The sequence below is a fragment of the Halomonas sp. BC04 genome, from assembly GCF_000568385.1.
This window is the reverse complement of the sequence record NZ_AZQX01000164.1, coordinates 1-9,840: the sequence shown is the minus strand read 5'-3', so window position 1 is coordinate 9,840 and position 9,840 is coordinate 1. Positions and strand designations below refer to the sequence as shown.

General features: G+C 59.0%; 13 protein-coding genes and 1 pseudogene. 8 read left to right on the top strand and 6 right to left on the bottom strand.

The window, feature by feature from the left end; genetic code table 11:
* The first annotated feature begins 22 nt into the window (after positions 1-22).
* From Q427_RS11600 to Q427_RS28810, 4 genes are all read left to right on the top strand, one after another.
* Entirely contained in the window at positions 23-1,063 is a 1,041-nt protein-coding gene (locus tag Q427_RS11600; protein ID WP_043513990.1) for a DUF3179 domain-containing protein, read from the top strand.
* Entirely contained in the window at positions 1,060-1,617 is a 558-nt protein-coding gene (locus tag Q427_RS11595; RefSeq protein ID WP_051496307.1) for a hypothetical protein, read from the top strand. Before Q427_RS11600 ends, Q427_RS11595 begins: the two co-directional genes overlap by 4 nt.
* Before the next feature lie 272 nt (positions 1,618-1,889).
* Positions 1,890-2,267 (top strand): hypothetical protein, encoded by a 378-nt coding sequence (locus Q427_RS11590; protein WP_043513988.1) that lies wholly within the window; start codon positions 1,890-1,892, stop codon positions 2,265-2,267.
* Positions 2,268-2,625: 358 nt separating this feature from the next.
* Entirely contained in the window at positions 2,626-3,186 is a 561-nt protein-coding gene (locus Q427_RS28810; RefSeq protein ID WP_051496306.1) for a DUF302 domain-containing protein, read from the top strand.
* Here Q427_RS28810 and Q427_RS33930 read toward each other — a convergent pair.
* From Q427_RS33930 to Q427_RS11565, 5 genes are all read right to left on the bottom strand, one after another.
* Positions 3,158-3,469, bottom strand: a complete 312-nt coding sequence (locus tag Q427_RS33930) for a TIGR04282 family arsenosugar biosynthesis glycosyltransferase (protein WP_231613649.1) — start codon at positions 3,467-3,469, stop codon at positions 3,158-3,160. The two genes, Q427_RS28810 and Q427_RS33930, sit on opposite strands and share 29 nt — an antisense overlap.
* A complete protein-coding gene (locus Q427_RS33925) occupies positions 3,438-3,761 on the bottom strand; it encodes a hypothetical protein (RefSeq protein ID WP_231613648.1) in 324 nt (107 codons plus the stop codon). Before Q427_RS33925 ends, Q427_RS33930 begins: the two co-directional genes overlap by 32 nt.
* Positions 3,751-4,443, bottom strand: a complete 693-nt coding sequence (locus Q427_RS11575) for a TIGR04283 family arsenosugar biosynthesis glycosyltransferase (protein ID WP_043513986.1) — start codon at positions 4,441-4,443, stop codon at positions 3,751-3,753. The genes Q427_RS33925 and Q427_RS11575 overlap by 11 nt, the downstream gene beginning before the upstream one ends.
* Before the next feature lie 87 nt (positions 4,444-4,530).
* On the bottom strand, positions 4,531-5,595 hold the full coding sequence (locus Q427_RS11570) for an aminoglycoside phosphotransferase family protein (RefSeq protein ID WP_043513984.1): 1,065 nt from the start codon (positions 5,593-5,595) through the stop codon (positions 4,531-4,533).
* 270 nt (positions 5,596-5,865) lie between these two features.
* Positions 5,866-6,522, bottom strand: a complete 657-nt coding sequence (locus Q427_RS11565; protein WP_043513982.1) for an ArsR/SmtB family transcription factor — start codon at positions 6,520-6,522, stop codon at positions 5,866-5,868.
* Between the two features lie 146 nt (positions 6,523-6,668).
* Here Q427_RS11565 and Q427_RS11560 point away from each other — a divergent pair.
* The 4 genes and pseudogenes from Q427_RS11560 to Q427_RS11550 form a co-directional block, all read left to right on the top strand.
* Positions 6,669-6,974, top strand: a pseudogene (locus tag Q427_RS11560) (DsrE/DsrF/TusD sulfur relay family protein); the annotation flags it as partial.
* Positions 6,975-6,992: 18 nt separating this feature from the next.
* Positions 6,993-7,661: a cysteine desulfurase family protein gene (locus Q427_RS11555; protein WP_081785959.1), complete on the top strand. Its 669-nt coding sequence runs from the start codon at positions 6,993-6,995 to the stop codon at positions 7,659-7,661.
* Between the two features lie 299 nt (positions 7,662-7,960).
* A complete protein-coding gene (locus Q427_RS31265) occupies positions 7,961-8,374 on the top strand; it encodes a hypothetical protein (RefSeq protein ID WP_155833541.1) in 414 nt (137 codons plus the stop codon).
* Between the two features lie 118 nt (positions 8,375-8,492).
* Complete coding sequence (locus Q427_RS11550; RefSeq protein WP_043513981.1) at positions 8,493-9,272, top strand: YiiX/YebB-like N1pC/P60 family cysteine hydrolase; 780 nt, start codon at positions 8,493-8,495, stop codon at positions 9,270-9,272.
* Positions 9,273-9,452: 180 nt separating this feature from the next.
* Here the strand turns inward: Q427_RS11550 and merR are convergent.
* Positions 9,453-9,840, bottom strand: a 388-nt coding sequence (gene merR, locus Q427_RS11545; protein WP_043513978.1) for an Hg(II)-responsive transcriptional regulator, incomplete at its 5' end; no start/stop codon positions are given.

The following is a 9,840-nucleotide window of genomic DNA, read 5'->3' as shown; positions in this document are numbered from 1 at the left end:
GGTCGGTTAACAGGAGGTCGTCATGACACCACACATAGCGCGCTATTCAACATTGAGCATTGCCTTGGCCATGCTCTTCATGCAGTCGACGCTTGCGTCACCACCTGGGCAGCACCCGCCCCAGGTGCCGGTCGTGCACTCCATCGAGGCGTTCCGGGAGGCAGTGCGTTCGGGAGGGCCGGGAAAGGACGGCATCCCTTCCATTGACCGTCCCCGTATTAAAGCCGCTGACCAGGCAACGCTGAGCGATGGCGACAAGGTCGTTGGTGTCTACCACCATGGCCAGGCCAGGGCCTATCCTCAGCGTATCCTGGTCTGGCACGAGATCGTCAATGACGAGTTGGGCGGAGACGCTCTCAGCATCACCTACTGTCCCTTGACAGGAACTGCGCTGGGCTTCAAGCGAGGTGAGACCGAGTTTGGCGTCTCCGGCAAGCTGGTCAACAGCAACCTGATCATGTACGACCGTGCTACCGATAGTGAATGGCCCCAGATTCTGGGGGTTGCCATTGACGGTCCCCTGGCCAACCAGGGGCTAGAGGAGTTTCGTGTGTTCTGGACGACCTGGGGAGCCTGGAAGGCGCGCCACCCCGAAACGCAGGTGCTGACCGAAGAGACAGGCTTCGTGCGCAACTACCGGCGGGATCCCTATGGTAGCTATAACCCGATCAGTGGTTACTATGTGCCCGATAGCCGACGGCTTTTTCCGGTGATGCAGCGCGATGATCGATTTCCACCAAAGACCGTCGTCTTTGGCGTGCGTGGCCCGGAAGGGGCCTTGGCCATCACGCGGGAGGCATTGCGAAATGAGGGGGTCGTCGACGTTACGCTTGGCGAGCGTCGCTACACTGTCATTCATGACCCGGGGCTGGATACCGGCTGGGCCTTCCATAATCCCGAGGCGGTTGATATTCAGCCAGCGGAACTCGACTTCACCGCCGATGGGGTTGTCGGGCCCGGCATCGACTCGCTTGAGGCGGTGAACGGCTTCGAAGCCATGTGGTTCGCCTGGGCGGCCTTCTATCCTGATACCTATCTTCATGAGGGGCAGGGGGTGCCATGAAAGCGCTGGCTCATATCGTCACAAGGATGATTTCTCGTCCCGCCATGGTCCTGTCGATGATTGGGATCATGGCCCTCTATACGCTGCTCTACCTTTGGCTGACCGGCGATATAGCCGGTGGCGGGGCTGGCGGTTGGCATGCGACCTTTCCCGCCTGGGAGAGGGCCTTTCAGTCACGAGGTCCGTTTCAATTCGAGCCCGTGGGTCTGGTATCCCTGGGGGCGCTGGTCTGGACATTCAGTCCGCTGAACACCTTGTTGGCCGTCTTCATGGGGCTGTTGGTCGGCTTGAACGTCGTGGCTGGCTGGCGGCTGTGGCGTAGCCCCAGGCAGTGTGGCCTGGGTGGCTCGAGCACCGGGCTGCTGGCGTTGATTCCGGCATTCCTTGCCGGTGGTGCCTGCTGCGCGCCGCTGATTCTGATCTGGCTGGGATTGCCGATTGCCGGTGCCCTGGCGGGCATGACGCCTTTACTTGTCCCTGTTGCCTTGTTGTTGCTGGTGCTGGGGGTGTGGTTCAGCCTGCAGCGCCTGGCAAGGGAGGAGGAGCTATCCTGACTTGTCCTCAGAGACAACGCTGACGAAGCTGAATGCCTCTCGGAAAGGGATGCCCGCTCAAGAAGAGCATCGACCATGGACACGATTTTTGCTTACCTCGGCGTTGCCGCTCCCCTTGGGAGTCTGCAGCACTAAGAAGAAGATCCTTCGGGGGCCGGTAGGGTTTGATGAGATCAACTGATGGGGCGTTTCCGCTTTATTGGGAGCGATTCGCTAGTTTTTTGGTTGTGCTTGAAACCAGCCCATAACGCGAGTGTTAGGAGATACTATCTATGAAAAACCCTTTTGGATTCTTCTTTGAATTGATGCGGCAGCCGGTATGGATACCTATTTGGGTCTTTTATTTGATGGCTATTAATATGGTAAGTGTGGGTTTCTGGTACCATCCGTTAGCCAAGCTGATTTTCATTGCTTTCATAATTTCTGCCATGCTTATGATGGGCTTATATGCACGATTCGGATTTGAAAAGATTCTCGGGTTAGGCCACATTCTGTGGGTTCCGCTGCTCGCGTACATTGTAGTGAAGATTCCTGCCGTTGAGAGTGGTTTCCAAATCTATCTTATTCTTTTGGCTGTATCAATCGCGATCTCGTTGGCGTTTGACTGTGTTGATGTATTGAAATACTTTACCAATAGAAAAAACGCCTAATAAAGTGCTACACCTGACTGGGAGCTCACCCCACTCTTAAGTGGACACGCATCGATACCCCCCCCCACACAGGAGGGAGCCGATGTTCGAAATGATCACGGGTAAGAAAACGCAACGCTATTGTACCTGGTTCACAGTCAAGGCGGGGGAGAGGAGCCACCAAGCTTGCCGGAACGTCCAAGGCATTGCCGAATCGCTGACTATAGGGTCCTTCATGCTCCCACCCTGGTGAAAGGAATACCGAGAGGGACAGTTCGCCATGAAATGGGCAAGATCAGTTCTGACTTGCCTTAGGACAAACCTTTGACGAGGCTGAAGGTTCCCCGGAAACGGTTCCCGCTCAAGGAGAACATCGATCATGAACAAGATTTTCGCTTATCTCGGCGCTGCCGCCCTCATCACCGCCCTTGGCAGTGCCCAGGCGGATGACGTCGGCAAGGGTATCGAACAGGTCAGCAGCGATGACGGCATGGACCGCGTCGAGGAGCGTCTGCGCGCGGCCCTGGACGAGCGTGGCATGACATTGGTCACCATGGTGGACCATTCCGCCAACGCCGAGCGAGCCTCGCTGTCCCTGTCACCCACCCGCATGTTCCTGTTCGGCAATCCCGAAGTGGGGACCCCCATGATGCAATGCCAGGGCAGCGTCGCACTGGACCTGCCCCAGAAGATGTTGCTGCGGGATGAGGACGGCACGACCTTCATCGAGTGGAACGACCCCCATTACCTGGCTGGACGCCATGACCTTGGCGACTGCGACCTACCCTTGGACCGGGTGGCCGAAGCTTGGCGGGTATCGCCAACCAGGCCGCGGGGAATTGAACGGCAGCATCGATGCCGGCTTGATCCTGCCAGGTGCTGCGAATACTGCGCATGGCTGATGGAGGGGATCAGGCCCAGTGGTGTGTCAGCCGGATGACATCTTCCGGGCGGTCCACATCCCACACGGTGGCGGGGCAGGCAAGCCGCCAGCCGAGTGCCTCTATACGTTGATGTGTCTGGGCCATGACCCGCTCCGTACCCCAGTCGATGCTGCTGAATAGACTGGCTTCGGAGCGGTTTACACCGATCAGGGCGTACCCGCCATCCTCGGCGGGCAGGCAGACTGCTTCCGCTGCGACCAAGGCCGAGTGGCAGTGCCTGATCAGCTCGGGCGTGAGAACCGCACAGTCACTGCCGATCAGCAGACCGGCCCTGGGCATCGCCGCCAAGCATGATGCATGCGTTTACCCAGGTTGCCTCTGGTTGAGCGCGCAGCTCGATTTGGTAGCGTCTGGCCAGTTCGAGAAATAGCGGGTGGGCATGGTCCAGTGCCGTCCACAGCGTAATATGATGGGCAGGGGTCGTGGCAACAGCGGTAGCCAGGGTGTGGCGCAGCAGCCGTTCGTGCAACCGGGTCGCCCCCTCGATGCCGAGGGCCGGAATCAGCCGTGTCTTGACTTGGCCGGGCAGCGGCGCCTTGGCGAAGATCGCCAGAGGAAACTCAGCGGACATGGCGGTATTCCCTGGCCAGGCTATCGGCCGATTCACCACGCCAATAGCGAAAGCGCAGGCGCCACATCAGCCAGATCGTTGCCCAGGTGCCAGCCTCGTCCCAGCGTCGGCCTGAACTGCTTACTCGCTGTTCGAGGCAGGCGGGAGCAGAGAGGCCCTTGAGGCGACTGGACATTTCGATATCTTCCATCAGTGGCTGGTCCGGGAAGCCGCCGGCCCTGTCGAATGCCTGGCGGGTCATGAACAGGGCCTGGTCTCCTGTGGCGATACCGCTCAGGCGTGAGCGCCAGTTCATGGCGAAGCCAATCAGCGGCAAGAGCGGGTGGCGGCCTTCGAGGCTGATATCGAAGCGCCCCCAGCAGTGCGCGCCCGATAACGCATTGGCCACCAATCTATCGGCGCAGTGCGGCAGCCGCGTGTCGGCATGCAGGAACAGCAGCAGATCTCCTCTGCTGATTCGGGCTCCAGTATTCATTTGCCTGGCCCTCCCGGGTGCGCTTTGGATGAGTCGCGACGCAAAGCGAGTAGCCCGGGCCACGGTATCGTCGCAACTACCGCCATCGACGATGATGAGTTCTACGCCGCGGGCCGTATAATCCTGTAACGACTGCAACAAGTCGTCTATGACCTCGCCCTCGTCAAGCGTCGGTATGACAATGCTCAACCGCGGGGCTGGGGGCATGACGGTCTCCCGGTGTATTCTGCGCGGCCCGACGTGAATGCTCTCGACATCGACCTGTCTTTCAGACAAGGCGCGCGCCACGCTGGGCTATTCCCTGGATTGGGCCAGTGCATCGTTGAGGTCACTAAGTTCTGCCTTGACGCGTTCGATTATGGAAGGGGTGAGGTAGTGTTCGACCCGCTCGCGTACGTGATCCACCAGGGCATCGCTGCTGAGCTCGGCCGACCAGTCCTCGCCAATGACCGAGGCATCCCTTGTCTTGCCATGCTGGGCGCGCCACTTGGCGCACCAGGTCAGTGACCAGAGCCACATGGCGCGACGGCAGGCAAGCAACGTGGCTCGACTGGACTGAGCGCCCGGCTCCTCGCCCATGGCGCGTTGCCAGTGGCGATAGAATTCCACGACTTCGCCCACCTCGAGTACGGCGCGACTGTTGAGATCCCATGTGGTGGAGGTGTAAAGGCTGGCATGGGCAAGATCGAAGCCCGGCAGTCCGTAGCGACACTTCTCCAGGTCGACCAGTACTGCCTGGCCCGTATCGGTGATCAGGAAGTTTCCCGGGTGTGCGTCGAAGCTTATCAGCTTCGATTCGGCTTCAGGGAGTGTGTCAGGCAGCACATTCAGCTCGGCTTCAATGCTCTTGCGAACGACGGGATCGAGATCTGCTCTGGCCATCCAACGTGCCTGTGTCTCGATCTCCTTGCAGACTGCGGGCCAGGGGTTGTCCGGGGCATGCAAGGGCAAGCGCTGCGCTCTGGGGGGTATCTGAAGGGCATGGAGTCCAGCCAGCGCCTCGGCAATGGCCGGTAGATCGTCCGGCAGTCGAGCCGCCCGGCCGCGTATGGCAGCGACGAGCAGACCGCCCCGGGGAAGCGCGTCCGAGGGTGGCAGTACGTCGTGCAGCATCGGGGTGTGTCCACTTTCGCTGGCGCGGGCGAAACAGGCCGATTGATACGCCAGGTTGGCCTGGGCATCAAGGCCCAACTGGCTCTGCTTGGGCAGCCTGGCGACCCAGTCGTCACCGTCACGGCTCAACCACAGATGATGATGGGCCAGGCCAGTGTCGTCCATCAGCCGGATGGAGTGGATGCCCTGCTGTCGACCTGCGAGGCTCAGGGCGGCTTGCAGCCGGGCGACAAGCGAATTCGGCATGACGATTCTCTTTGGTTATCCTCGAGGCGGAAAATGTCTGGCTGTGGCATTCGTCAAGATGATGGGGGTTTCCTTACACTCTCGTCGCTTCGTCCCCGTCTCGACTCCTGCCTGCATCCTGCGGGGTTCCAGGAGTCGTCGCAAAGCATGCGTCACAAGGTATTGGGTATCCGCATGATGCCGTGGAAGCGGAGTATGTCAGGTGATGCCTGGAGCCGGCGCCGCCAGCGTCCTACCCTCGCCGGAAGATGGACATAATGATGCCTCCTGTCATGCTACGGGCAGGCCCGCCGCTTTCCACTCCGGATAGCCTTCCTCGAAGCGTCGGACTCGGTAACCGAGTTGGCGCAGGCGCTGCACGGCTTCATGCGACAGGACGCAATAGGGGCCACGGCAGTAGGCGACGATCTCCCTGTCACGAGGCAGCTTGTCCAGCATGGCTTCCAACTGCTCCAGGGGAATGTTGATCGCTTCGGGCAGGTGACCGGCATCGAACTCCTCCTCAGGACGCACGTCCAGCAGCGCTACCTTGCCGCTGGAAAGCCCTGCTACCAACTCGTCCCGAGTGACTGCCTCAAGGGCGCCATCGGGGTCATCTTCCGCGAAGAGGCGACTGACCAAGTGCTCCATTTCGGCCAGGTTGGTTTCGGCCACCTGCCTGAGCAAGCCCATCAGGGTAACGATCCGCTCATCGGTCAAGCGGTAGAACATTTGCTTGCCGGAGCGCTGGGCGGTGACAAGCCCCGCCCGCCGCAGGTGCTGGAGATGCTGGGAGGCATTGCCGATGGTCATATCGGCTGTGTCGGCCAAGGTCTCCACTGCGGCATCGCCCTGAGCCAGGCGTTCCAGCAAGGCGAGTCGATGACCGTTGCCCAAGGCGCGGGCAACCTTGGCCAGCGTATCGAGAATGTTTTGTTGCGCGGTCATTGGGGCTCTCCTGGAAACGTATGCGAAACATCGCGCCACTTGACAATCGATGGTAGCACTACCCATCATTCTATCGTTCGATTGAATGATGGCAAGGAGAAAGACATGCAGACGCTAATCATCATCAACGACCCCCCCCCTATGGCACCGAACGGCTCTACAACGGCCTGCGGCTGGCCCATGCGCTGTTGAAACGCGAAGGAGACGTCACCGTCTTTCTGATGGGCGATGCCGTATCCGGTGCCAAGGCGGGACAGAAAACGCCAGACGGCTTCTACAACACGGAGCGTATGATTAAGCGGGTCATCACCAAGGGTAGTGTCCTATTGTGTGGCACCTGCATGGATGCGCGGGGACTCACCGATGGTGAAGTGGTGGAGGGCGCCGAGCGCAGCACCATGGACGCCTTGGCGGAAGCCACCGAACAGGCCGACAAGGTTCTGGTGTTCTGAGTCGGTGGCGCCGAATGCATCGCCGACATCGCCAGGCATCTCGCCAGCCGTGATGTCTTGCTCCATACCGATGCCGTCCAGGCAGTGGGCAAGGTCAGCGTGGATGTTGACGCACTGGGAATCGACTTGATGACCGTGGCAGGCCACAAGTTCCAGGCGAGCAAGGGCATCGGTGCACTCTACGTACGCCAAGGCACCCCGATACGGCAGATCCTGTTTGGTGCCGGACATGAAAGCGGGCTGCGTCCAGGCGCGGAAAATGTACCTGCCATCATCGGCCTGGGCGTCGCGGCAGAGTTGGCTATCATGCGTCTGGCACAAGGCGATAATACCCTGCGTGGCCGCCGTGACCAGTTGCATGGCCTGTTGAGTGCCGCCGTTCCTGGGTTATGCCTCAATGGCCATCCCGAGTGTCGCCTGCCAAACACGTTGAACGTGTCGTTCCCCTCAGTCAGCGGCAAGACATTGCTCGACTCTGCCCGCGACACGGTGATGGCCTCGGTGGGGTCAGCCTGCCATGAGGGGGAGTCTGCGCCGAGCGGGGTGCTGGGGGCGATGGGGCTCGACACCGCACGCGTGCTAGTCGCCGTACACTTGTCAGTGGGCTGGAATACCACGGAGGAAGAGGTGGCGACCGCCGCCGCTGCACTGGTTCACGCCTGGCGGCACCTTGCTGATGGCAGTTAGATACCAGGAAGGCAGTGCGATGGCAAAGAGGGTTCGTAGAGAGCGGTGCCAGGCATATGGGAGCGGGGGGCAGCCTAGGCTCCATAAGCCCGTTAATCTGGATAGCGAAGGCATTTTAGTTGCCGCATTCCACTTTTCATTACACCGGACCGAAGATTTTTTTGGAAATAGCACAGTATGAATTTTTATTCGAAATAGCTTGGGGTTTGCGTAAGAAAAAGTCCCTTCTCCGCTACCAAGTATCAAGGACTCACATTGAGAGAGTCCTCGCTAAGAAACTTGTAGAAAGGAGAGGCACCATGAAACGCACAACCAATATCTCTGCAGCCCTTGTTACAGCAATTCTTACCCTTGGCATGGCCGGACAAGCTGCTGCCATACCTAATAGTGGTCCTTCTGAACTAGAAGAAGGAAAGACATCGTCCCGGTTGCTCTCCGGTGTCGATCATTACCGACTTCAAGTGAGTGATACCTCCAATGTCACGATCAAGAGCCGCGGCATGAATACCGGGGGTGGCAGGCATAGCGGGATGAGGGCAGTGTTGCGTGATGGCAATGGTCATGTCGTTACCCAGGCCGGTAGAGCCGGCGAAGACTTTATCATCAGTCGGCAGCTGAGCCCGGGTGAATATACGATAGAAGTACATGCCAATATGCTCAGAGGAGGGAATGACTCTACAAACTATTACCAGCTGATAACACATATTAAATGACTATCGGTATAGTTGGCCATCACCAGCGAAAGGGCTGGTGATGGCTTGTCAATTCATAGCATATGGCTTTGCCGACAGGGAAGGGGCGCGATAAACAGCTAGCCTCGGAGATGCCGTTATGTCGAATATGCTGGAAAAGTGCGGCTATAGTCTGAGCTGTTGGTTATCCAGGCCCCGCCTCTGGCATCAGGCCGAGATTCGAATCGAGCATGATGTGCTGGCCAACCTTCAGCCGGGAGATGTTTTGCTGGTCGAGGGATCGTCGCGCTTGAGTACGGTGATCAAATATCTGACGCAGTCTACCTGGTCTCATGCAGCACTCTATGTGGGCAAGGCGGCATGTCTGGAATTGGTCGAGGCGAGGCGAGGTGAGTGTTTTATCGAAGCGGATCTGGCGGAGGGGGTAAGGATGGTGGGCTTCGAGGAGTATGAGGGCCACCCGCTTCGGATCTGTCGTCCGGTAGGCTTGAACATTGATGAAGTCGAGCGGCTGATCGCCTCCGTCTGTGGTCGTGTCGGCCAGCGATATGATCTGCGCAATATCATTGACCTGGCCCGTTACCTGTTGCCGTTGCCGCCGGTGCCGGCCCCATTGCGCCGAAGGATGCTCAGCCTGGGTAGTGGTGATCCTACCCGCGCCATCTGTTCCACCTTGATCGCCCAGGCCTTCCAGTCGGTCAACTATCCGATTCTCCCCATTGCAGAGTGGCAGGATGATACCCGGCGATGCCATGGGTGTCGGCGCAGGGTGCTGCAGCGCCGCCACTATAGCTTGTTCACTCCCCGTGATTTCGATCTCTCCCCATACTTCGAGATCGTCAAGCCAGTGCTTGTGAATGGCTTCGATCATAGGCGACTGATCTGGCGCGAGACAAAAGGGGACTTGTTGCAACCATGATTGGCCGGCTTGACGCGTAAATTTCATGCCTATTCTTACGTCGCTGCTACAGCCCCTGCGATATCCATTGGCTGGGATTCACATGGCGTGCCCGGAACCTCGGGTCGAGCTGAAACAGACGAGTCACTTGATCGCAATGTGGCAGGATCTACGACCGAAAATCTATCAGCCTTGCAAGTTTCAATTTCTGGGGGTGCGCTGCTCCTCGCTGATCAAACCCTCGTGTAATGATGCTATCAATGGACAGGTGATACTTCCCTCCCGCTCATGGCACGCCTGTACCAGGTCGGACAGTGTTCTCTCGATACGTTGGAGGCCAGCAATCTTCTCGCTCACATCCCGCAGTTTATTCTCGGCCAGGGTGCTGGCCTTCTGGCAATGAGTGCCATCCTCCAGTCGCAACAGCTCGGCAATTTCGTCCAGGCTGAAGCCCAGCCGCTTTCCGGTCTTGACGAAGGTCAGCCGCGCCACGTCGGCTGTGCCATAGCGGCGGATACCACCGGGAGGGCGTGCAGGCTCCGCGAGTAGCCCGCGGCGCTGATAATAGCGGATGGTCTCCACATTGACG

Coding starts and splice junctions, on each gene's coding strand:
- Q427_RS11550 (WP_043513981.1), top strand. CDS start 8,493: ATGTCGAATATGCTGGAAAAGTGCGGCTATAGTCTGAGCTGTTGGTTA.
- Q427_RS11600 (WP_043513990.1), top strand. CDS start 23: ATGACACCACACATAGCGCGCTATTCAACATTGAGCATTGCCTTGGCC.
- Q427_RS33930 (WP_231613649.1), bottom strand. CDS start 3,469: ATGCCCAGGGCCGGTCTGCTGATCGGCAGTGACTGTGCGGTTCTCACG.
- Q427_RS11590 (WP_043513988.1), top strand. CDS start 1,890: ATGAAAAACCCTTTTGGATTCTTCTTTGAATTGATGCGGCAGCCGGTA.
- Q427_RS11575 (WP_043513986.1), bottom strand. CDS start 4,443: ATGCCCCCAGCCCCGCGGTTGAGCATTGTCATACCGACGCTTGACGAG.
- Q427_RS28810 (WP_051496306.1), top strand. CDS start 2,626: ATGAACAAGATTTTCGCTTATCTCGGCGCTGCCGCCCTCATCACCGCC.
- Q427_RS33925 (WP_231613648.1), bottom strand. CDS start 3,761: ATGTCCGCTGAGTTTCCTCTGGCGATCTTCGCCAAGGCGCCGCTGCCC.
- Q427_RS31265 (WP_155833541.1), top strand. CDS start 7,961: ATGAAACGCACAACCAATATCTCTGCAGCCCTTGTTACAGCAATTCTT.
- Q427_RS11595 (WP_051496307.1), top strand. CDS start 1,060: ATGAAAGCGCTGGCTCATATCGTCACAAGGATGATTTCTCGTCCCGCC.
- Q427_RS11570 (WP_043513984.1), bottom strand. CDS start 5,595: ATGCCGAATTCGCTTGTCGCCCGGCTGCAAGCCGCCCTGAGCCTCGCA.
- Q427_RS11565 (WP_043513982.1), bottom strand. CDS start 6,522: ATGACCGCGCAACAAAACATTCTCGATACGCTGGCCAAGGTTGCCCGC.